The organism is Shigella sonnei (assembly GCF_002950395.1).
In the GTDB taxonomy this organism is placed as follows: Bacteria; Pseudomonadota; Gammaproteobacteria; order Enterobacterales; family Enterobacteriaceae; genus ECMA0423.
The window spans coordinates 4625308-4647033 of record NZ_CP026802.1 but is presented as its reverse complement, the minus strand read 5'-3'; the positions used below and the strand labels follow the sequence as shown (position 1 = coordinate 4647033).

The following is a 21726-nucleotide window of genomic DNA, read 5'->3' as shown; positions in this document are numbered from 1 at the left end:
AACCTCAAATTATTTTATTAAGTGTAAAACAGTTAACGACTATCGCAGCCTGGAACTGCGATAACAACCCATAAGCACATGGATTTTCCAGCAGTGAATGCTGACGCTCCAACTGCGCAACCGGTTTCTTTTTCATAACATTATTAAGCACATAACCGAACGTAAGTGTGACAGTTCGGCGAAACCACGAGAAAACTCTTGTTTTTACAAGAGCGCCCTTGTTCAGTCCTCAGTAACTGTAACCAGCTCTTGAATCCTGAGAAGCGCCGAGATGGGTATAACATCGGCAGGTATGCAAAGCAGAGATGCAGAGTGCGGGGAACGAATCTTCACCAGAACGGTGAGACAGGTTAAGCAGCAGACAACGGTTCATTATTTCGTATCACCTCCACGGCCGCCTGTTAAGACGAACCCACAAGCCAAAACTCTGATTTCAACCCGGCTGGAAGTGGCAACACGAAAGAAACGTCGTGTGCTTTTTATTTAAGCCGCGCGCCGCGTTTTATACCCCACAATGGCAGAAAATTGCAAAAGATAAATACGCAGAATGCCGGCATTGTCAGGAAAAATTTCCAGCCACGTTTTTAACAGAATGAGACACGATTCAAAAAAAAGTGGAAATCGGGTGAAGAATTGACCTAAAATAGCCATCCAGATGTTAATCCATCCATACCGATTAACACTCAGACTGCCAGTGTTTTTAACCTGCAGAGTCGTGGTAGGATCCGCTACCACAGAAAATCCACACAACAGTTTGAGCTAACCAAATTCTCTTTAGGTGATATTAAATATGGCAAAACACCTTTTTACGTCCGAGTCCGTCTCTGAAGGGCATCCTGACAAAATTGCTGACCAAATCTCTGATGCCGTTTTAGACGCGATCCTCGAACAGGATCCGAAAGCACGCGTTGCTTGCGAAACCTACGTAAAAACCGGCATGGTTTTAGTTGGCGGCGAAATCACCACCAGCGCCTGGGTAGACATCGAAGAGATCACCCGTAACACCGTTCGCGAAATTGGCTATGTGCATTCCGACATGGGCTTTGACGCTAACTCCTGTGCGGTTCTGAGCGCTATCGGCAAACAGTCTCCTGACATCAACCAGGGCGTTGACCGTGCCGATCCGCTGGAACAGGGCGCGGGTGACCAGGGTCTGATGTTTGGCTACGCAACTAATGAAACCGACGTGCTGATGCCAGCACCTATCACCTATGCACACCGTCTGGTACAGCGTCAGGCTGAAGTGCGTAAAAACGGCACTCTGCCGTGGCTGCGCCCGGACGCGAAAAGCCAGGTGACTTTCCAGTATGACGACGGCAAAATCGTTGGTATCGATGCTGTCGTGCTTTCCACTCAGCACTCTGAAGAGATCGACCAGAAATCGCTGCAAGAAGCGGTAATGGAAGAGATCATCAAGCCGATTCTGCCCGCTGAATGGCTGACTTCTGCCACCAAATTCTTCATCAACCCGACCGGTCGTTTTGTTATCGGTGGCCCGATGGGTGACTGCGGTCTGACTGGTCGTAAAATTATCGTTGATACCTACGGCGGCATGGCACGTCACGGTGGCGGAGCATTCTCTGGTAAAGATCCATCAAAAGTGGACCGTTCCGCAGCCTACGCAGCACGTTATGTCGCGAAAAACATCGTTGCTGCTGGCCTGGCCGATCGTTGTGAAATTCAGGTTTCCTACGCAATCGGCGTGGCTGAACCGACCTCCATTATGGTAGAAACTTTCGGTACTGAGAAAGTGCCTTCTGAACAACTGACTCTGCTGGTACGTGAGTTCTTCGACCTGCGCCCATACGGTCTGATTCAGATGCTGGATCTGCTGCACCCGATCTACAAAGAAACCGCAGCATACGGTCACTTTGGTCGTGAACATTTCCCGTGGGAAAAAACCGACAAAGCGCAGCTGCTGCGCGATGCTGCCGGTCTGAAGTAATCTTTCTTCACCTGCTTTCAAAGGCCAGCCTCGCGCTGGCCTTTTTCTTTTACCTCACCGCGGTGGATAGGCATTCACGCCGCATCCGGCAAAAAGCTGCCCGCACAATAACATCATTCTTCCTCAACACGTTTTATCGCAAATTATCATCACTACTGAAACCGATTACACCAATAACACCAGCCAAATATTTGTAATATTTTCATATTATTATTCAGTTTTCACAGTTGTTACATTTCTTTTCAGTAAAGTCTTAATTGCAGATAACAGCGTTTAATCTATGATGATATAACTCAATTATTTTCATGCACTTAAACCATAACTAAGATAAATGTTAGTGTAAGCGATTACACTGATGTGATTTGCTTCACATCTTTTTACGTCGTACTCACCTATCTTAATTCACAATAAAAAATAACCATATTGGAGGGCATCATGCCTGACGCTAAAAAACAGGGGCGGTCAAACAAGGCAATGACGTTTTTCGTCTGCTTCCTTGCCGCTCTGGCGGGATTACTCTTTGGCCTGGATATCGGTGTAATTGCTGGCGCACTGCCGTTTATTGCAGATGAATTCCAGATTACTTCGCACACGCAAGAATGGGTCGTAAGCTCCATGATGTTCGGTGCGGCAGTCGGTGCGGTGGGCAGCGGCTGGCTCTCCTTTAAACTCGGGCGCAAAAAGAGCCTGATGATCGGCGCAATTTTGTTTGTTGCCGGTTCGCTGTTCTCTGCGGCTGCGCCAAACGTTGAAGTACTGATTCTTTCCCGCGTTCTACTGGGGCTGGCGGTGGGTGTGGCCTCTTATACCGCACCGCTGTACCTCTCTGAAATTGCGCCGGAAAAAATTCGTGGCAGTATGATCTCGATGTATCAGTTGATGATCACTATCGGGATCCTCGGTGCTTATCTTTCTGATACCGCCTTCAGCTACACCGGTGCATGGCGCTGGATGCTGGGTGTGATTATCATCCCGGCAATTTTGCTGCTGATTGGTGTCTTCTTCCTGCCAGACAGCCCACGTTGGTTTGCCGCCAAACGCCGTTTTGTTGATGCCGAACGCGTGCTGCTACGCCTGCGTGACACCAGCGCGGAAGCGAAACGCGAACTGGATGAAATCCGTGAAAGTTTGCAGGTTAAACAGAGTGGCTGGGCGCTGTTTAAAGAGAACAGCAACTTCCGCCGCGCGGTGTTCCTTGGCGTACTGTTGCAGGTAATGCAGCAATTCACCGGGATGAACGTCATCATGTATTACGCGCCGAAAATCTTCGAACTGGCGGGTTATACCAACACCACAGAGCAAATGTGGGGGACAGTGATTGTCGGCCTGACCAACGTACTTGCCACCTTTATCGCAATCGGCCTTGTTGACCGCTGGGGACGAAAACCAACGCTAACGCTGGGCTTCCTGGTGATGGCTGCTGGCATGGGCGTACTCGGTACAATGATGCATATCGGTATCCACTCTCCGTCGGCGCAGTATTTCGCCATCGCCATGCTGCTGATGTTTATTGTCGGTTTTGCCATGAGTGCCGGTCCGCTGATTTGGGTACTGTGCTCCGAAATTCAGCCGCTGAAAGGCCGCGATTTTGGCATCACCTGCTCCACTGCCACCAACTGGATTGCCAACATGATCGTTGGCGCAACGTTCCTGACCATGCTCAACACGCTGGGTAACGCCAACACCTTCTGGGTGTATGCGGCTCTGAACGTACTGTTTATCCTGCTGACATTGTGGCTGGTACCGGAAACCAAACACGTTTCGCTGGAACATATTGAACGTAACCTGATGAAAGGTCGTAAACTGCGCGAAATCGGCGCTCACGATTAATCTCCTCAGGCTTCCTCCCGTCGCGGAGGAAGCCGCCTCTTGCAGTCATCTTTTCTTCGCTCTATCCTCTGCCGCTATGAAAACATCCCGTCTCCCTATCGCCATCCAACAGGCCGTTATGCGCGGCCTGCGGGAAAAACTCGCCCAGGCCAACCTGAAGCTAGGGCGTAACTACCCGGAGCCAAAACTCTCTTACACCCAGCGCGGAACCTCCGCCGGAACAGCCTGGCTGGAAAGCTATGAAATCCGCCTCAATCCCGTTTTGCTGTTGGAAAACAGTGAAGCTTTTATTGAAGAAGTGGTACCGCACGAACTGGCACATTTGCTGGTATGGAAACATTTCGGCCGCGTAGCGCCACATGGCAAAGAGTGGAAGTGGATGATGGAAAGCGTGCTGGGTGTTCCCGCCCGTCGTACGCATCAGTTCGAACTGCAATCCGTGCGTCGCAACACCTTCCCCTACCGCTGCAAGTGCCAGGAGCATCAGCTTACCGTACGCCGCCATAATCGCGTAGTTCGTGGCGAGGCCGTCTATCGCTGTGTTCACTGCGGTGAACAGCTGGTTGCGAAATAACCATCTGAACTATCAGGAACTTTCCTGATCTGGCTGATTGCATACCAAAACAACTTTCGCTACGTTGCTGGCTCGTTTTAACACGGAGTAAGTGATGTACCGTTATTTGTCTATTGCTGCGGTGGTACTGAGCGCAGCATTTTCCGGCCCGGCGTTGGCCGAAGGTATCAATAGTTTTTCTCAGGCGAAAGCCGCGGCGGTAAAAGTCCACGCTGACGCGCCCGGTACGTTTTATTGCGGATGTAAAATTAACTGGCAGGGCAAAAAAGGCGTTGTTGATCTGCAATCGTGCGGCTATCAGGTGCGCAAAAATGAAAACCGAGCCAGCCGCGTAGAGTGGGAACACGTCGTTCCCGCCTGGCAGTTCGGTCACCAGCGCCAGTGCTGGCAGGACGGTGGACGTAAAAACTGCGCTAAAGATCCGGTCTATCGCAAGATGGAAAGCGATATGCATAACCTGCAGCCGTCAGTCGGTGAGGTGAATGGCGATCGCGGCAACTTTATGTACAGCCAGTGGAATGGCGGCGAAGGCCAGTACGGTCAATGCGCCATGAAGGTCGATTTCAAAGAAAAAGCTGCCGAACCACCAGCGCGTGCACGCGGTGCCATTGCGCGCACCTACTTCTATATGCGCGACCAATACAACCTGACACTCTCTCGCCAGCAAACGCAGCTGTTCAACGCATGGAACAAGATGTATCCGGTTACCGACTGGGAGTGCGAGCGCGATGAACGCATCGCGAAGGTGCAAGGCAATCATAACCCGTATGTGCAACGCGCTTGCCAGGCGCGAAAGAGCTAACCTACACTAGCGGGATTCTTTTTGTTAACCCCTACCCCACGCGTACAACCGCGTGGGGAGACGACGCGGATTTTTAACTATGCGTATCCCCCGCATTTATCATCCTGAACCACTGACCAGCCATTCTCACATCGCGCTTTGCGAAGATGCCGCCAACCATATCGGGCGCGTACTGCGCATGGGGCCGGGGCAGGCGTTGCAATTGTTTGACGGTAGCAACCAGGTCTTTGACGCCGAAATTACCAGCGCCAGCAAAAAAAGCGTGGAAGTGAAGGTGCTGGAAGGCAAGATCGACGATCGCGAATCTCCGCTGCATATTCACCTCGGTCAGGTGATGTCGCGTGGTGAAAAAATGGAATTTACGATCCAGAAATCGATCGAACTCGGTGTAAGCCTCATTACGCCACTTTTTTCTGAGCGCTGCGGCGTTAAACTGGATAGTGAACGTCTGAACAAGAAGCTCCAGCAGTGGCAGAAGATTGCAATTGCTGCCTGTGAGCAGTGTGGTCGTAACCGGGTGCCGGAAATCCGTCCAGCGATGGATCTGGAAGCCTGGTGTGCAGAGCAGGATGAAGGACTGAAACTGAATCTTCACCCGCGCGCCAGTAACAGCATCAATACGTTGCCGTTACCGGTTGAACGCGTCCGCCTGCTGATTGGCCCGGAAGGCGGTTTATCGGCAGATGAAATTGCCATGACTGCCCGCTATCAATTTACTGATATCCTGTTGGGACCTCGCGTTTTGCGTACAGAGACAACTGCGCTCACCGCCATTACCGCGCTACAAGTACGATTTGGCGATTTGGGCTAACGGAGAAGAATAATGATCAAGCTCGGCATCGTGATGGACCCCATCGCAAACATCAACATCAAGAAAGATTCCAGTTTCGCTATGTTGCTGGAAGCACAGCGTCGTGGTTACGAACTTCACTATATGGAGATGGGCGATCTGTATCTGATCAATGGCGAAGCCCGCGCCCATACCCGCACGCTGAACGTGAAGCAGAACTACGAAGAGTGGTTTTCGTTCGTCGGTGAACAGGATCTGCCGCTGGCCGATCTCGATGTGATCCTGATGCGTAAAGACCCGCCGTTTGATACCGAGTTTATCTACGCGACCTATATTCTGGAACGTGCCGAAGAGAAAGGGACGCTGATCGTTAACAAGCCGCAGAGCCTGCGCGACTGTAACGAGAAACTGTTTACCGCCTGGTTCTCTGACTTAACGCCAGAAACGCTGGTTACGCGCAATAAAGCGCAGCTAAAAGCGTTCTGGGAGAAACACAGCGACATCATTCTTAAGCCGCTGGACGGTATGGGCGGCGCGTCGATTTTCCGCGTGAAAGAAGGCGATCCAAACCTCGGCGTGATTGCCGAAACCCTGACTGAGCATGGCACTCGCTACTGCATGGCACAAAATTACCTGCCAGCCATTAAAGATGGCGACAAACGCGTGCTGGTGGTGGATGGCGAGCCGGTACCGTACTGCCTGGCGCGTATTCCGCAGGGGGGCGAAACCCGTGGCAATCTGGCTGCCGGTGGTCGCGGTGAACCTCGTCCGCTGACGGAAAGTGACTGGAAAATCGCCCGTCAGATCGGGCCGACGCTGAAAGAAAAAGGGCTGATTTTTGTTGGTCTGGATATCATCGGCGACCGTCTGACTGAAATTAACGTCACCAGCCCAACCTGTATTCGTGAGATTGAAGCAGAGTTTCCGGTGTCGATCACCGGAATGTTAATGGATGCCATCGAAGCACGTTTACAGCAGCAGTAACCCACCTTAGCGAGAAGGATCTCGTTGAGACTCTGAGTGACAGCGCCCTTCTTTCCACGCATACTGGGCGCTGTTGCTTTTTTGAACCAGGAAACAGAACCTCTGACAATGAATTTACAGCATCACTTTCTTATTGCCATGCCTGCTCTCCAGGATCCGATTTTCCGTCGTTCCGTGGTCTACATTTGCGAACATAATACCAATGGTGCAATGGGGATCATCGTCAACAAGCCGCTGGAAAATCTCAAAATTGAAGGGATTCTGGAAAAGCTGAAGATCACGCCGGAGCCGCGTGATGAATCAATCCGTCTGGATAAACCGGTTATGCTCGGCGGTCCGCTGGCTGAAGATCGCGGGTTTATTTTGCATACTCCGCCCTCCAATTTTGCTTCCAGCATTCGCATTTCAGACAACACAGTGATGACCACTTCCCGCGATGTGCTGGAAACGCTCGGCACCGATAAACAACCGTCTGACGTATTGGTGGCTCTAGGTTATGCCTCCTGGGAAAAAGGTCAACTGGAACAAGAAATTCTCGATAACGCGTGGCTAACGGCCCCGGCGGATCTGAATATTCTGTTCAAAACGCCGATTGCCGACCGCTGGCGCGAGGCGGCAAAACTGATTGGTGTGGATATTCTCACCATGCCTGGTGTGGCAGGGCACGCCTGATGAGTGGAACCTTACTCGCCTTCGACTTCGGCACCAAAAGCATTGGCGTAGCGGTCGGCCAACGCATTACCGGCACTGCTCGCCCTTTGCCTGCAATTAAAGCACAGGACGGTACGCCGGACTGGAACCTCATCGAACGTTTACTGAAAGAGTGGCAGCCGGACGAAATCATCGTCGGTTTGCCGCTGAATATGGACGGCACCGAGCAACCATTGACTGCCAGAGCGCGTAAATTTGCCAACCGTATTCATGGTCGTTTCGGTGTTGAAGTAAAGCTCCATGACGAACGTCTTAGCACCGTGGAAGCCCGTTCCGGTCTGTTTGAACAGGGCGGCTATCGGGCGCTCAACAAAGGCAAAGTCGACTCTGCCTCTGCGGTTATTATTCTCGAAAGCTATTTCGAGCAGGGATATTAAGGCGATTTAAAAGCCTGGCGGATAGTCGTTACCGCCATCTTGCCGGATGCGGCGTGAACGCCTATCCGGCCTACATGTGGCAGCGATTGTAGGTCTGATAAGACGCGCAAACGTCTCATCAGACGTTTATTGCCTTTGTAGGCCCGATAAGCTTGCACATCGGGCATGGCAACGTCACAAACGCCCTTCCCCCACTCGCTGCTGAAAACTCTGCTGAAACGTTATCATCCCCACCTGCTGCCCGGTTTGAATAACATGCGGTAACTGGTGGGTTTTCCCTTCGCGAATCAAATTCCCCACCGCGGGAGTGTTAATCAATAATTCAAACAGCGCCACGCGTCCTTCCTGTTTATCCACTTCCAGCTTTTGTGACAACACGGCCCGTAAACTACCTGCCAGTTGATTACGTACGGGATCTTTTTCCTGCGCCGGAAATGAATCCACCAGTCGCTCAACTGCCTGCGCGGCACCACGCGTATGTAATGTTGCCAGCACCAAATGCCCGGTTTCTGCCGCCGTCAGTGCCAGACGGATTGTCTCGCTGTCACGCAGCTCTCCGAGCAAAATCACATCAGGATCTTCCCGCAATGCGGCCCGCAATCCCGATGCGAACGTCATACAGTGCAAACCAATTTCCCGCTTCTGGATCAAACATCGCTGGCTGGCATAGATATATTCAACAGGATCTTCCAGCGTCAGAATATGCGCATCGGCATGTTGATTGAGATAGCCAACCATCGCCGCCAGCGTGGTAGATTTGCTGCTCCCCGTCGCCCCCGTCACCAGAATCAGGCCATTCTCACTCTTGAGTAATTCCGGCAATACCGTTGGTGCGCCAAGCTGTTCGAGCTGCGGGCAGTGCGAAGGTAACAGCCGTAACGCCAGCGAAATGCCATGCCGTTGCGCAAATGCGCTGCCACGCAATCGCTGGTTTTCCGCCAGCGACACGGCAAAATCCAGCTGGCCATTTTCCAGCAATATTGCCCGCTGATCGTCATCCAGCCACTCCCGCAGTAGCTCTTCGACGTCCGGCGCCTCAAACGGCGCAGCTTCCATTAGCCCGCGAATGCGCCATCGTGCGGGCCAGGCGCTGCACAGGTGTAGATCCGAGACGTTATGCTTTACACTAAGGGCCACAATTTCTTCCATATTCATACTAAGATCCTCGGAAAATGAACGATATTGCGCATAACCTGGCACAGGTCCGGGACAAAATCTCAGCGGCTGCAACGCGTTGCGGCCGTTCTCCAGAAGAAATTACGCTGCTTGCAGTCAGTAAAACAAAACCTGCGAGCGCCATCGCAGAAGCCATTGATGCCGGGCAGCGTCAATTTGGTGAAAACTACGTTCAGGAAGGGGTAGATAAAATTCGCCACTTTCAGGAACTGGGCGTAACAGGATTAGAATGGCATTTTATTGGCCCGTTGCAGTCTAATAAAAGCCGCCTGGTGGCAGAGCATTTCGACTGGTGTCATACCATCGACCGTTTGCGCATTGCTACCCGCCTCAACGATCAGCGCCCGGCAGAACTTCCCCCTCTTAACGTACTGATTCAAATTAATATTAGTGATGAAAACAGTAAGTCCGGGATTCAACTGGCAGAACTGGACGAGCTGGCAGCGGCGGTCGCTGAACTACCGCGTTTACGTCTGCGCGGGCTGATGGCAATCCCTGCGCCTGAGTCAGAATATGTAAGGCAGTTTGAAGTTGCACGCCAAATGGCTGTAGCATTTGCCGGACTGAAAACGCGCTACCCGCATATCGACACGCTCTCTCTGGGAATGTCGGACGATATGGAAGCCGCCATTGCGGCAGGTAGCACGATGGTTCGTATCGGCACTGCAATTTTTGGTGCGCGTGATTACTCTAAAAAATAAGGAATTAAAGGAACGCCATGAATACGTTGACTTTCCTGCTTTCAACGGTCATTGAGCTGTATACCATGGTGCTGTTATTACGCATCTGGATGCAGTGGGCTCATTGTGATTTTTACAACCCCTTCTCACAGTTTGTAGTGAAGGTAACGCAGCCAATTATCGGGCCACTGCGCCGCGTTATTCCGGCAATGGGCCCCATTGACAGCGCCTCGCTGCTGGTTGCCTATATTCTCAGTTTTATCAAAGCCATCGTGCTGTTTAAAGTGGTGACCTTCCTGCCAATCATCTGGATTGCTGGTTTACTGATTCTGCTGAAAACCATCGGCCTGCTGATTTTCTGGGTCCTGCTGGTGATGGCGATTATGAGCTGGGTAAGCCAGGGTCGTAGTCCGATTGAATACGTGCTGATTCAGCTGGCCGATCCGCTGCTGCGCCCGATTCGCCGCCTGCTACCGGCAATGGGTGGGATTGATTTCTCGCCGATGATCCTCGTTCTGCTGCTGTATGTCATCAATATGGGTGTCGCAGAAGTATTACAGGCAACCGGAAACATGCTGCTGCCGGGGCTGTGGATGGCGTTATGAGTGCCGTAACAGTTAATGATGACGGTCTGGTTTTACGGCTCTATATTCAGCCGAAAGCCAGCCGTGATTCTATTGTCGGTTTACATGGCGACGAAGTTAAAGTCGCCATTACCGCGCCGCCGGTTGACGGCCAGGGCAACAGTCATCTGGTGAAGTTTCTCGGTAAGCAATTCCGGGTTGCCAAAAGCCAGGTGGTGATTGAAAAAGGCGAACTTGGCCGCCACAAACAAATTAAAATCATTAATCCGCAACAAATCCCGCCAGAAATCGCGGCGTTAATTAATTAGGTATCCTATGCAAAAAGTTGTCCTCGCAACCGGCAATGCCGGTAAAGTGCGTGAGCTGGCGTCGCTGCTTAGCGACTTCGGTCTTGATATCGTGGCCCAAACAGACCTCGGCGTAGATTCCGCTGAAGAAACCGGCCTGACCTTTATCGAAAACGCGATTCTGAAAGCGCGCTATGCGGCAAAAGTGACCGGTTTACCGGCAATTGCCGACGACTCTGGTCTGGCGGTAGATGCGCTGGGTGGCGCGCCGGGTATTTACTCCGCGCGTTATTCCGGTGAAGACGCGACCGATCAAAAGAATCTGCAAAAACTGTTGGAAACACTGAAAGACGTACCGGACGACCAACGTCAGGCGCGTTTCCACTGCGTGCTGGTATATCTGCGTCACGCGGAAGATCCGACTCCGCTGGTATGCCACGGCAGCTGGCCGGGCGTGATTACTCGCGAACCAGCGGGCACTGGTGGCTTTGGTTATGATCCAATCTTCTTCGTACCTTCCGAAGGGAAAACCGCCGCCGAACTGACCCGCGAAGAAAAGAGCGCCATTTCCCACCGTGGTCAGGCGTTGAAACTGCTGCTGGACGCTTTACGTAATGGTTAAATTACCGCCGCTGAGTCTCTACATTCACATCCCGTGGTGCGTGCAGAAATGCCCGTACTGCGATTTCAACTCTCACGCGTTGAAAGGAGAAGTGCCGCACGACGATTATGTTCAGCATCTGCTTTGCGATCTGGACAATGATGTGGCTTACGCTCAGGGCCGTGAAGTAAAGACAATCTTTATTGGCGGTGGTACGCCGAGCCTGCTTTCCGGCCCGGCGATGCAAACGCTGCTGGACGGCGTGCGTGCGCGTTTGCCGCTGGCAGCGGATGCAGAAATTACTATGGAAGCGAACCCTGGAACGGTAGAAGCCGATCGCTTTGTCGATTATCAGCGTGCTGGTGTGAACCGCATCTCTATTGGTGTGCAGAGTTTTAGCGAAGAAAAGCTGAAACGACTTGGGCGTATTCATGGCCCGCAAGAAGCGAAACGCGCGGCAAAGCTGGCGAGCGGGCTGGGGCTGCGTAGCTTTAACCTCGATTTGATGCATGGACTACCGGATCAATCACTGGAAGAGGCGCTTGGCGATCTACGCCAGGCCATTGAACTGAATCCGCCGCATCTTTCCTGGTATCAACTGACCATCGAACCCAATACGCTGTTTGGTTCGCGACCACCGGTGCTGCCGGACGATGACGCGCTGTGGGATATTTTCGAACAGGGGCATCAGTTATTAACCGCAGCGGGTTATCAGCAATATGAAACTTCCGCTTACGCCAAACCCGGTTATCAGTGCCAGCACAATCTCAACTACTGGCGATTTGGTGACTACATCGGTATTGGCTGCGGCGCGCACGGCAAAGTCACCTTCCCGGATGGGCGCATTCTGCGTACCACTAAAACGCGTCATCCTCGTGGTTTTATGCAAGGAAGGTATCTGGAAAGCCAGCGTGATGTCGAAGCCGCAGATAAGCCGTTTGAGTTCTTTATGAATCGCTTCCGTCTGCTGGAGGCCGCGCCGCGCGTGGAGTTTATTGCGTATACCGGGCTTTGCGAAGATGTGATTCGCCCACAGTTAGACGAGGCGATTGCCCAGGGTTATCTCACCGAATGTGCGGATTACTGGCAGATAACCGAGCACGGTAAATTATTCTTAAACTCACTTCTTGAATTATTCCTCGCTGAGTAATCATTAATGCGCCTGCGGGCGCATTAATCACTTCTTTTCCCCCCGTTAATTAACTTCGGCAAAATATATTTCTTACTGAATAAACATCGATGATATTTATTAGATATATCTAGTGAATATTTACTCATCATTTATTGATTATAAACATGTACAACCTGGCGCACAAATTTAATATTTAATTTCTGACTTTATTTCAAGTTGTGATAAACATAGACAAGTTGTCAGACAGGTTAACCAATTTGTCGCACAAAGCACTGATAAGCACAATTAGATATCAACCAATTTCCATCCTTCAACAGGGAGTTTTTTTATGAAAATGAGGTCATTTACCCGCTCATTAGTCTGCGCATCCTTGCTGGCTCTGGTTAGCACTGGCGTAAACGCCGCAGAAAAAGTGACGTTAAAGTTAGCACACAACCTGGAAAGAAGTCATGTTGTACATCAGAGTTTTGAAGAGCTGGCGAAAGAGGTAAAACAGCTGTCAGAAGGTAATATGGTGATCCGTATTTATCCCAGCAGCCAGATGGGTAATGCGCGAGAAACTATGGAATTGTTGCAAAATGGCGCACTGGATATGACCAAAGGTTCCGCCAGTGATCTGGAGTCTTTTGATAATATTTATGCTATCTATAATTTGCCGTTCTTATTTAAAGATCAGGCTCACTTCAACAAAGTTGTTTTTGGTGAAGTTGGTAAAGAAATTATGGACTCAACAAAAGACAAAGGCTTTTTTGCTTTATCAGCTTATGTAGCGGGTACACGCAGTTTCTATGCGAAAAAACCGATTACTAAGCCAGAAGATCTTAAAGGGCTGAAAATTCGTGTTCAGCCAAGTCCGACCACCATCAAAATGATTGAACTGATGGGTGGTTCACCCACTCCAATTTCATTTGGCGAAGTTTATACTGCGATGCAGCAAGGTGTAGTAGATGGCGCAGAAAATAACGTGCCTTCCTGGGTGCAGACTCGACATATTGAAATTGCCAAAGTTTTTTCTGAAGATGAACACGCCTCAATTCCTGACTTTTTGGTTATCTCCACCAAAACATGGAATAAATTAACCCCAGAACAGAAACAAATCCTCGAAACAGCAGCGAAGAAATCCGAAGCTTATCAACAAAAATTGTGGGAAAAAATTGACGCTGACACACGTGCTCAGGCGAAAGCTATGGGGGGTGAAATTGTAAAAGTGGATAAAGCACCATTCCGTGCCGCAGTTCAGCCTCTGTTTGACGACTTCAAAAAAGATCCAAAACAAGCTGCTTTGTTAGAGAAGTTCGACAACGCTGCTCAATAATATTCCGGGCCAGTCTCTGGCCCTGATTTTCCAAGATGCTTACAATGATATTTAACCGCCTGAAACTTGCGGTAGACCGCGTCATTGCCGCGTTTTCTGTCGCCGTCATGCTTGCTCTGGTTGTATGCGTAGTCTGGCAAGTATTTAGCCGCTACGTACTTAACCAGCCAAGTACATTAACCGATGAGCTGGCACGATTTTTGATGATCTGGGTAGGGTTATTAGGTGCTGCAGGTGATGCTGCCAACTTACTGATTTAGTGTATGATGGTGTTTTTGAGGTGCTCCAGTGGCTTCTGTTTCTATCAGCTGTCCCTCCTGTTCAGCTACTGACGGGGTGGTGCGTAACGGCAAAAGCACTGCCGGACATCAGCGCTATCTCTGCTCTCACTGCCGTAAAACATGGCAACTGCAGTTCACTTACACCGCTTCTCAACCCGGTACGCACCAGAAAATCATTGATATGGCCATGAATGGCGTTGGATGCCGGGCAACTGCACGCATTATGGGCGTTGGCCTCAACACGATTTTACGTCACTTAAAAAACTCAGGCCGCAGTCGGTAACCTCGCGCATACAGCCGGGCAGTGACGTCATCGTCTGCGCGGAAATGGACGAACAGTGGGGCTATGTCGGGGCTAAATCGCGCCAGCGCTGGCTGTTTTACGCGTATGACAGTCTCCGGAAGACGGTTGTTGCGCACGTATTCGGTGAACGCACTATGGCGACGCTGGGGCGTCTTATGAGCCTGCTGTCACCCTTTGACGTGGTGATATGGATGACGGATGGCTGGCCGCTGTATGAATCCCGCCTGAAGGGAAAGCTGCACGTAATCAGCAAGCGATATACGCAGCGAATTGAGCGGCATAACCTGAATCTGAGGCAGCACCTGGCACGGCTGGGACGGAAGTCGCTGTCGTTCTCAAAATCGGTGGAGCTGCATGACAAAGTCATCGGGCATTATCTGAACATAAAACACTATCAATAAGTTGGAGTCATTACCTACCGCAAGACCCATTAAGATCCCTGGCAAATATCCCGCCATAAATAGCGATGCTACAGAAACGCCGCCAGCTGTCAGGGAAAACACAATTAACACGTTTGAGGGCGGTATCAGTAATCCAGTAATACAAGATGAGACGTTTACAGCGGTAGAAAATGCCGGATCATAACCTTGTTTGGTCTGAATGGGATTCAGTGTGCCACCAACGGCAGCAGCTGCCGCAACGGCTGAACCAGAAATGGAACCAAACATCATATTCGCCAGGACGTTCACATGACCAAGTGAACCAGGAACCCGACCAACCATTACCTGGGCGAGGTTAATCAAACGTATCGCAATACCGCCGCTGTTCATCAGCGTTCCGGCAAAGATGAAAAAGGGGATTGCCAATAGGGCAAAGTTATCCAGTCCATTAGCCAGTCGCTGCGAAACAGTGATTGCCGCGATATCCCAGGGAAACATCAAAAGCATTGAAGCTACAGTGGCAATACCGATTGAGAACGAAATGGGCACACCAATAAAGACCAGCACAAAAAAACAGCCAAACAGTGTAATCGCGATATAACTATCCATTAACTGGCCTCCTGCGCAGGTTGTTTCAGTTGTTGAATGCTTTGATTAATAAAACACAAGGCATAAAACATCATCACCAATCCACTTAATGGCAGAATGATATATACGTATCCCATCGGTATTTGCATCGCGGCAGATACCTGTGATGTTGCCAGCGTTTTATCAATTAATTTCAGGCCACCAGTCACAATGACCGAACCAGCAAAACCTAAAATAAGAACGTTAATGACTATACTAAGAAGTAATTGCTTGCGCTTATTCAGGGCGAGAGCAAATAAATCGATAGAGAGATGTCTCTGCGCGCCGACGGTATATGCAGCACCGGTAATGACTCCAACTTATTGATAGTGTTTTATGTTCAGATAATGCCCGATGACTTTGTCATGCAGCTCCACCGATTTTGAGAACGACAGCGACTTCCGTCCCAGCCGTGCCAGGTGCTGCCTCAGATTCAGGTTATGCCGCTCAATTCGCTGCGTATATCGCTTGCTGATTACGTGCAGCTTTCCCTTCAGGCGGGATTCATACAGCGGCCAGCCATCCGTCATCCATATCACCACGTCAAAGGGTGACAGCAGGCTCATAAGACGCCCCAGCGTCGCCATAGTGCGTTCACCGAATACGTGCGCAACAACCGTCTTCCGGAGACTGTCATACGCGTAAAACAGCCAGCGCTGGCGCGATTTAGCCCCGACATAGCCCCACTGTTCGTCCATTTCCGCGCAGACGATGACGTCACTGCCCGGCTGTATGCGCGAGGTTACCGACTGCGGCCTGAGTTTTTTAAGTGACGTAAAATCGTGTTGAGGCCAACGCCCATAATGCGTGCAGTTGCCCGGCATCCAACGCCATTCATGGCCATATCAATGATTTTCTGGTGCGTACCGGGTTGAGAAGCGGTGTAAGTGAACTGCAGTTGCCATGTTTTACGGCAGTGAGAGCAGAGATAGCGCTGATGTCCGGCAGTGCTTTTGCCGTTACGCACCACCCCGTCAGTAGCTGAACAGGAGGGACAGCTGATAGAAACAGAAGCCACTGGAGCACCTCAAAAACACCATCATACACTAAATCAGTAAGTTGGCAGCATCACCGCGATAATTGAAATCTTCGCTATTCACGATCAGATATTTATTATTCGTTTTGATATCGTCGACCACCCGCCCACGATCGCTGGCTGCCGCCTGAAAAGAGTAAAAGTTCACCGACCAGCCAGACGCGGGCGTTCCTTTACTGGTTAACATCGCCGAGAATTTTACCGGTTTATCTTTCGTCCAGGTCTGTTCGAGCAGTTCGTAATCTGCCAACTGACCGACCCAGGTATAGAGATCGTCACTGGAAGAGACATCGCCTTCCGCTGACCAGGTGGCCTGATTACCCTTAGCATCAAGATTTTTTAAGGTGATAGCATCAAGCTTGAGAATGCCGTGATACTGCTTTTTGAATTGATCTTTTAAGATATTTTCAGTTGGCGGTTCGCCATCTGCCCAGGCATTACCAGTCATCAACATAAGCAGTGCCGTGCCAACAATCCATTGCTTTTTCACCCGAAAAACCTCACGCGGAATAATTTATTCCGGTGATTATCATTAGGGTAATGAAAATTGGCAATGGACGTAAGTCTGAAGTGAAAAAGCCCCGGCACGATACCGGGGCGAGGTGATTAGTACTGATTGAAGATCTGCTGGATCTGCTGCGGATCTTTGGTTTGCGTCAGAGCCAGCTGCAGCAGGACGCGCGCTTTTTGCGGGTTCAGCGTGCCAGAGGCGACGAAGCCGTATTTCGCATCATCCACTTCAGCATCCTGAGTGGTAGCACCCGTCGGTACGCGGGAAGAACGCACTACTGCAGTGCCGTTTTTCGCGGCGGTTGCCAGGGTGTCGAACACGGATTTATACAGGTTACCATTACCCACACCAGCGCTAACGATGCCATCATAGCCCGCATCTACCAGTGCTTTAGCCGGAAGATCGGATGCGTTAGCGTAGTTATAAACGATGCCGACTTTCGGCAGCTCATTCAGCTTAGAGACATCGAATGGCGTATCGCTGGTGTGCTTACGTGCCGGGGTACGTTGGTAGTCAATCTTACCGTTGTGAATGTATCCCAGAGGACCGTAGTTAACAGACTTGAAGGTCGCTACGTCGGTGGTGTTGGTTTTGGTGACATCGCGACCGTCCAGTACGGTGTCGTTCATCACCACCAGCACGCCACGATTAGCGGAGGCTTTATCAGCTGCGGTCACTACCGCGTTATACAGGTTGAATGGACCGTCTGCGCTCATGGACGTGGACGGGCGCATTGCGCCGACCATCACCACCGGTTTGTCGCATTTCACCGTCAGGTCGAGGAAGTAAGCGGTTTCTTCCATCGTGTCGGTACCGTGGGTAATGACGAAGCCGTCGGTTTTATCGCAGTCGGTGTTAATTTTTTTCGCCAGTGTCAGCCAGACATTATCGTTCATGTCCTGGGAGCCGATATTCACTACCTGCTCGCCTTTAACGTTCGCAATGTCTTTTAGTTGCGGCACCGCATTAACCAGATTTTCTACGCCAACTTTACCCGCTGTGTAGTTAGATTTGGTTGCGGAGTCACCACCACCGGCAATGGTCCCGCCGGTTGCTAAAATGGTGATATTGGGTAATGCCAATGCTGCACCACTAAAACCCATAACCAGTGCGGCAAGTGCCGTCTTTTTGAAAAACTCCATTTCATTCCTCCAGTTACGTGAACGCTACGCATTATCCCTTAGCTCTGTATGGGAAATTTGACGTTAAACAATTTACAACGTGAATATATTTTGGAGATCTACAAAGTTAGAGGCAGGTAACAAAACGAAGAATTAAACGGCATAAAAAAGTATTATGCCGTCTTAAAATAGAGGATTATTTTAAATTCCCGACCAGGGCTTTGCGGCTATCTTCCAGAGTCACAACGCGGCTACAAACATCTTTGCCAAACTGCTGGAAATCTTTTTCCTGCTTTTTCCACTCTGTTTGGATTGAGGATTGCAGCCCCCCCAGGCTTCCCAGCACATTCTGTAATGGGTTACCGCCGCTTTTCAGCACCGCTTTCGCGCCCATTTCATTAATGCTGTCCTGTAAAATTCCACCCATTGCCTGATTCACTAATTGCTGGCCTTCGGCGCGAACCTGATCAATGGCTTTATAGTGAAACGTCAGGCCATCGCTGCGCGTTTCGATAATGCGGTTCATCTGCTCTTTCAGCTGCGCATCAAGTTTGGTCAGACGGCTGCGCATTTTGCTGCTTTCGCCCATCTCCTGAACGATAATTTTATCCAGCGCAATACGGGCTTTTTCTACGCGGCTTTTCGCGCCTTCATCAATCCACGGCAGCGTGCTGCGTAGTTCAGCCTGATAATCCTTCGCCTGCTCGCGCTGGGCGGCATTCAGGGAATATTGCTTACCGTTATACATCACGTTGCCGTCTGGCGTGATCACCAGATTGCCGTTTTCGCCCTTCACCTGCACGGTTTGCGGGCTGACAATCACATCGTCACGCGGCGTGACGCTGCACTGGTAGTCGGCGTGAGCGGTCATTGCCGTCACTGAAAGTGCTGCCGCCAGCAGCATTTTGCGCATCATAGTCTTCCCTCAAGAAAAAATCAGGCCAGCATTTGCTGGCCCCAGATTGATAACAAAGTACGCGTTTTCCATGCCGGATGCGGCGTAAACACCTTATCCCGCCTACTCGATCGTGCATCTTTCCAGGCCTGATAAGCGTAGCGCATCAGGCAGTTTTGCATTTGTCATCGCCCGTATGCTTTCTTAGTCCCACCAAACGTCGAAAAGTTCGCTGGTGCGTACCTCATCCAGTTTGCGCTCTTCCAGCCACTTACGCACAATCGCCTGATGTTCTTCGGTGCATTTGCCGATTTCCTGCATGCAGATCAGACCTTCCCAGGCCAGATAACCGCTGCCGTCAAAGGCCAGTTTGTTCGGTTCGATAACCTCGTTAATAAAATCATCAACGGTTTTATCAATCTGTTCTTCCGATGTACCTTCCGGGAATCGCCATGCCACCGAAAATCCTAATTCCTGGAATTCGTCGATGTGCATTTTTTTACGCAGACGACGGCTACGGTTCTTTGCCATTATTTCACCCTCTCGAACATTAAGTCCCATACTCCGTGACCAAGACGATGACCACGTTGTTCAAATTTCGTCACCGGACGTGATGCCGGACGCGGCACGTAATCATTGCTCTCTGACAGGTTTTTATAACCGTCAATAGAAGACATCACTTCAAGCATATGTTCCGCATAAGGTTCCCAGTCGGTCGCCATATGGAATACACCCCCCAGCTGCAGTTTGCTTTTTACCAGTTCGGCAAACGGCACCTGTACGATACGGCGTTTATTATGGCGCGCTTTGTGCCACGGGTCAGGGAAAAAGAGCTGCACCATGCGCAATGAATTGTCAGGAATCATTTTATGCAGCACTTCAACCGCATCGTGACACATCACGCGCAGGTTGCTTAAACCTTCTTCATGCGCAGAAGCCAGGCACGCACCAACGCCCGGTGAATGCACTTCAATGCCGAGGAAGTCCTGCTCAGGGCGATCTTTAGCCATTGCCACCAGCGACGCCCCCATGCCAAAACCAATCTCAAGCGTCACCGGCGCTTCACGGCCAAAAAGCGCGGGGAAATCCAGCATATCTTCGCTGAACTCAACGCCCATCACCGGCCAGTAGTTTTCCAGCGCATGTTCCTGGCCTTTGGTCAGTCGCCCCTGGCGGCGCACAAAACTACGGATACGGCGCAGTGGGCGGCCGTTTTCATCAAATTCCGGTGAAATGACGTCGTTTTTCATAAAGATTTAGTCGCTTGTGAAAGTGTTCTGAAAACGGGCATTATCCAAAGTTAGTTGCCGGATGCAAGCATGATAAGGCCGTGGCTGCGGAAAGTTCCGGTTTACACCCTGCCGTCGCTGTGCTGCAATCTTGCCCCCAACAACAGTGAATTCGGTGACCATGCAAGCGTCGCAATTTTCAGCCCAGGTTCTGGACTGGTACGATAAATACGGGCGAAAAACGCTGCCCTGGCAAATTGACAAGACGCCCTACAAAGTATGGCTCTCAGAAGTGATGTTGCAACAAACTCAGGTTGCGACCGTTATCCCCTATTTTGAACGCTTTATGGCGCGCTTCCCGACGGTGACCGATCTCGCCAATGCGCCGCTCGACGAAGTTCTCCACTTGTGGACCGGGCTTGGCTATTACGCCCGCGCGCGCAATCTGCATAAAGCGGCACAACAAGTGGCGACCTTACACGGCGGTAAATTCCCGGAAACCTTTGAAGAAGTCGCGGCGTTACCGGGCGTCGGGCGTTCCACCGCAGGCGCGATTCTCTCGCTTTCTCTGGGTAAGCACTTTCCGATTCTCGACGGTAACGTCAAACGCGTGCTGGCGCGCTGCTATGCTGTAAGCGGCTGGCCTGGGAAAAAAGAGGTCGAGAATAAATTATGGAGTTTGAGCGAGCAGGTGACGCCCGCGGTCGGCGTGGAACGGTTTAATCAGGCGATGATGGATTTGGGCGCGATGATTTGTACGCGCTCGAAGCCGAAATGTTCGCTCTGTCCGCTACAAAACGGATGTATTGCCGCCGCCAATAATAGCTGGTCGCTTTATCCGGGCAAAAAACCGAAACAGACGCTGCCGGAGCGCACCGGCTACTTTTTGCTGTTACAGCACGAAGATGAAGTATTGCTGGCGCAGCGTCCGCCGAGCGGATTGTGGGGCGGTTTATACTGTTTCCCGCAGTTTGCCGACGAAGAAAGTTTGCGGCAGTGGCTGGCGCAACGGCAGATTGCTGCCGATAACCTGACGCAACTGACCGCGTTTCGGCATACCTTCAGCCATTTCCACTTAGATATTGTGCCTATGTGGCTTCCCGTGTCGTCATTCACCGGCTGCATGGATGAAGGCAATGCGCTCTGGTATAACTTAGCGCAACCGCCGTCAGTTGGCCTGGCGGCTCCCGTGGAGCGTTTGTTACAGCAGTTACGCACTGGCGCGCCGGTTTAGCGCGTGAGTCGATAAAGAGGATGATTTATGAGCAGAACGATTTTTTGTACTTTCCTGCAACGTGAAGCAGAAGGTCAGGATTTTCAGCTGTACCCCGGCGAGCTGGGAAAACGCATCTATAACGAGATCTCCAAAGAAGCCTGGGCGCAGTGGCAGCACAAGCAAACCATGCTGATTAATGAAAAGAAACTCAACATGATGAATGCCGAGCACCGCAAGCTGCTTGAGCAGGAGATGGTCAACTTCCTGTTCGAGGGTAAAGAGGTGCATATCGAGGGCTATACGCCGGAAGATAAAAAATAAAAACAGTGCCGGAGCAC

Annotated in this window: 26 protein-coding genes and 4 pseudogenes; 18 read left to right on the top strand and 12 right to left on the bottom strand. The window is 50.9% G+C overall.

Translation table 11 applies throughout. The annotated features are described in order from the left end of the window. Positions 1-4 precede the first annotated feature (4 nt). The 3 genes from yqgB to yqgD all read right to left on the bottom strand — a co-directional run bounded on the left by yqgB (position 5) and on the right by yqgD (position 735). Positions 5-136 carry an acid stress response protein YqgB gene (yqgB, locus tag C1P89_RS23985; protein ID WP_001297406.1) on the bottom strand — a complete coding sequence of 44 codons (132 nt, stop codon included), beginning with the start codon at positions 134-136 and terminating at the stop codon, positions 5-7. Positions 137-229: 93 nt separating this feature from the next. Further along, a complete protein-coding gene (gene yqgG, locus C1P89_RS26315) occupies positions 230-373 on the bottom strand; it encodes a protein YqgG (protein ID WP_001297404.1) in 144 nt (47 codons plus the stop codon). 110 nt (positions 374-483) lie between these two features. After that, positions 484-735 (bottom strand): protein YqgD, encoded by a 252-nt coding sequence (yqgD, locus tag C1P89_RS26310; protein WP_001303651.1) that lies wholly within the window; start codon positions 733-735, stop codon positions 484-486. A 55-nt stretch (positions 736-790) separates the two neighbouring features. On the opposite strand from yqgD, the gene metK reads away from it, so the two are divergent. The 8 genes from metK to ruvX all read left to right on the top strand — a co-directional run bounded on the left by metK (position 791) and on the right by ruvX (position 8013). Next, positions 791-1945, top strand: coding sequence for a methionine adenosyltransferase (gene metK / locus C1P89_RS23980; RefSeq protein WP_001062128.1), 1155 nt, complete (start codon positions 791-793; stop codon positions 1943-1945). A gap of 435 nt (positions 1946-2380) precedes the next feature. Beyond that, positions 2381-3775: a galactose/proton symporter gene (galP, locus tag C1P89_RS23975; protein ID WP_001112301.1), complete on the top strand. Its 1395-nt coding sequence runs from the start codon at positions 2381-2383 to the stop codon at positions 3773-3775. 76 nt (positions 3776-3851) lie between these two features. Continuing rightward, positions 3852-4349 carry a SprT family zinc-dependent metalloprotease gene (locus C1P89_RS23970; protein ID WP_005137173.1) on the top strand — a complete coding sequence of 166 codons (498 nt, stop codon included), beginning with the start codon at positions 3852-3854 and terminating at the stop codon, positions 4347-4349. Positions 4350-4443: 94 nt separating this feature from the next. Beyond that, positions 4444-5151 carry a deoxyribonuclease I gene (endA, locus tag C1P89_RS23965; RefSeq protein ID WP_000286500.1) on the top strand — a complete coding sequence of 236 codons (708 nt, stop codon included), beginning with the start codon at positions 4444-4446 and terminating at the stop codon, positions 5149-5151. A 79-nt stretch (positions 5152-5230) separates the two neighbouring features. Continuing rightward, on the top strand, positions 5231-5962 hold the full coding sequence (gene rsmE / locus C1P89_RS23960; RefSeq protein ID WP_001222508.1) for a 16S rRNA (uracil(1498)-N(3))-methyltransferase: 732 nt from the start codon (positions 5231-5233) through the stop codon (positions 5960-5962). A gap of 12 nt (positions 5963-5974) precedes the next feature. Continuing rightward, positions 5975-6925 carry a glutathione synthase gene (gene gshB, locus C1P89_RS23955; protein ID WP_000593273.1) on the top strand — a complete coding sequence of 317 codons (951 nt, stop codon included), beginning with the start codon at positions 5975-5977 and terminating at the stop codon, positions 6923-6925. A 108-nt stretch (positions 6926-7033) separates the two neighbouring features. Next, positions 7034-7597 carry a YqgE/AlgH family protein gene (locus C1P89_RS23950; protein ID WP_001053178.1) on the top strand — a complete coding sequence of 188 codons (564 nt, stop codon included), beginning with the start codon at positions 7034-7036 and terminating at the stop codon, positions 7595-7597. Then, the gene (gene ruvX / locus C1P89_RS23945; protein ID WP_000017111.1) at positions 7597-8013 is read left to right on the top strand and encodes a Holliday junction resolvase RuvX; all 417 of its coding nucleotides are present in this window, start codon (positions 7597-7599) and stop codon (positions 8011-8013) included. Before C1P89_RS23950 ends, ruvX begins: the two co-directional genes overlap by 1 nt. 174 nt (positions 8014-8187) lie before the next feature. Here the strand turns inward: ruvX and C1P89_RS23940 are convergent, their stop codons facing one another. Further along, positions 8188-9168, bottom strand: a complete 981-nt coding sequence (locus tag C1P89_RS23940) for a PilT/PilU family type 4a pilus ATPase (RefSeq protein WP_014334060.1) — start codon at positions 9166-9168, stop codon at positions 8188-8190. Positions 9169-9185: 17 nt separating this feature from the next. Here C1P89_RS23940 and yggS point away from each other — a divergent pair, with 17 nt between their 5' ends. The 8 genes and pseudogenes from yggS (at position 9186) to C1P89_RS23900 (ending at position 14774) form a co-directional block, all read left to right on the top strand. After that, the gene (yggS, locus tag C1P89_RS23935) at positions 9186-9890 is read left to right on the top strand and encodes a pyridoxal phosphate homeostasis protein (protein ID WP_000997795.1); all 705 of its coding nucleotides are present in this window, start codon (positions 9186-9188) and stop codon (positions 9888-9890) included. 17 nt (positions 9891-9907) lie between these two features. Further along, entirely contained in the window at positions 9908-10474 is a 567-nt protein-coding gene (gene yggT, locus C1P89_RS23930; protein WP_001094831.1) for an osmotic shock tolerance protein YggT, read from the top strand. Beyond that, positions 10471-10761 carry a DUF167 family protein YggU gene (gene yggU, locus C1P89_RS23925; protein WP_001277227.1) on the top strand — a complete coding sequence of 97 codons (291 nt, stop codon included), beginning with the start codon at positions 10471-10473 and terminating at the stop codon, positions 10759-10761. The genes yggT and yggU overlap by 4 nt, the downstream gene beginning before the upstream one ends. A 7-nt stretch (positions 10762-10768) precedes the next feature. Continuing rightward, complete coding sequence (locus C1P89_RS23920) at positions 10769-11362, top strand: XTP/dITP diphosphatase (RefSeq protein ID WP_001174756.1); 594 nt, start codon at positions 10769-10771, stop codon at positions 11360-11362. Beyond that, a complete protein-coding gene (gene hemW / locus C1P89_RS23915; protein WP_000239924.1) occupies positions 11355-12491 on the top strand; it encodes a radical SAM family heme chaperone HemW in 1137 nt (378 codons plus the stop codon). The genes C1P89_RS23920 and hemW overlap by 8 nt, the downstream gene beginning before the upstream one ends. 310 nt (positions 12492-12801) lie before the next feature. Beyond that, the gene (locus C1P89_RS23910; protein ID WP_000783997.1) at positions 12802-13788 is read left to right on the top strand and encodes a TRAP transporter substrate-binding protein; all 987 of its coding nucleotides are present in this window, start codon (positions 12802-12804) and stop codon (positions 13786-13788) included. A gap of 44 nt (positions 13789-13832) precedes the next feature. After that, positions 13833-14021, top strand: a pseudogene (locus C1P89_RS23905) (TRAP transporter small permease); the annotation flags it as partial. A gap of 55 nt (positions 14022-14076) precedes the next feature. Beyond that, positions 14077-14774, top strand: a protein-coding gene (locus C1P89_RS23900; protein ID WP_094096600.1) for an IS1-like element IS1A family transposase whose coding sequence is annotated in 2 segments (ribosomal slippage) — positions 14077-14326 and positions 14326-14774 — 699 coding nt in all. Because the reading frame shifts where the segments join, the coding sequence is not laid out codon by codon here. Between the two features lie 15 nt (positions 14775-14789). On the opposite strand, the pseudogene C1P89_RS23895 reads toward C1P89_RS23900, so the two are convergent. From C1P89_RS23895 to trmB, 8 genes and pseudogenes are all read right to left on the bottom strand, one after another. After that, positions 14790-15362: pseudogene (locus C1P89_RS23895) on the bottom strand (TRAP transporter large permease subunit); the annotation flags it as partial. Next, positions 15362-15691 (bottom strand): annotated as a pseudogene (locus C1P89_RS23890) (TRAP transporter small permease); the annotation flags it as partial. The pseudogenes C1P89_RS23890 and C1P89_RS23895, both read right to left, overlap by 1 nt. Positions 15692-15700: 9 nt before the next feature. After that, positions 15701-16398, bottom strand: a protein-coding gene (locus C1P89_RS23885) for an IS1-like element IS1A family transposase (RefSeq protein ID WP_094096600.1) whose coding sequence is annotated in 2 segments (ribosomal slippage) — positions 15701-16149 and positions 16149-16398 — 699 coding nt in all. Because the reading frame shifts where the segments join, the coding sequence is not laid out codon by codon here. Between the two features lie 55 nt (positions 16399-16453). After that, positions 16454-16906, bottom strand: a pseudogene (locus C1P89_RS23880) (DUF1202 family protein); the annotation flags it as partial. A 116-nt stretch (positions 16907-17022) separates the two neighbouring features. Continuing rightward, positions 17023-18069, bottom strand: coding sequence for an L-asparaginase 2 (gene ansB, locus C1P89_RS23875; RefSeq protein WP_000394125.1), 1047 nt, complete (start codon positions 18067-18069; stop codon positions 17023-17025). A gap of 175 nt (positions 18070-18244) precedes the next feature. Continuing rightward, a complete protein-coding gene (locus C1P89_RS23870) occupies positions 18245-18964 on the bottom strand; it encodes a YggN family protein (RefSeq protein ID WP_000984796.1) in 720 nt (239 codons plus the stop codon). Positions 18965-19147: 183 nt separating this feature from the next. Beyond that, positions 19148-19474 (bottom strand): YggL family protein, encoded by a 327-nt coding sequence (locus tag C1P89_RS23865; protein WP_001107564.1) that lies wholly within the window; start codon positions 19472-19474, stop codon positions 19148-19150. After that, positions 19474-20193, bottom strand: coding sequence for a tRNA (guanosine(46)-N7)-methyltransferase TrmB (gene trmB, locus C1P89_RS23860; protein WP_000786911.1), 720 nt, complete (start codon positions 20191-20193; stop codon positions 19474-19476). Before trmB ends, C1P89_RS23865 begins: the two co-directional genes overlap by 1 nt. Before the next feature lie 160 nt (positions 20194-20353). On the opposite strand from trmB, the gene mutY reads away from it, so the two are divergent. Together mutY and C1P89_RS23850 are read left to right on the top strand one after the other, a co-directional pair. After that, positions 20354-21406 carry an A/G-specific adenine glycosylase gene (gene mutY, locus C1P89_RS23855; protein WP_001295382.1) on the top strand — a complete coding sequence of 351 codons (1053 nt, stop codon included), beginning with the start codon at positions 20354-20356 and terminating at the stop codon, positions 21404-21406. A 27-nt stretch (positions 21407-21433) separates the two neighbouring features. Next, the gene (locus tag C1P89_RS23850; protein WP_000091700.1) at positions 21434-21709 is read left to right on the top strand and encodes an oxidative damage protection protein; all 276 of its coding nucleotides are present in this window, start codon (positions 21434-21436) and stop codon (positions 21707-21709) included. Positions 21710-21726: the final 17 nt, after the last annotated feature.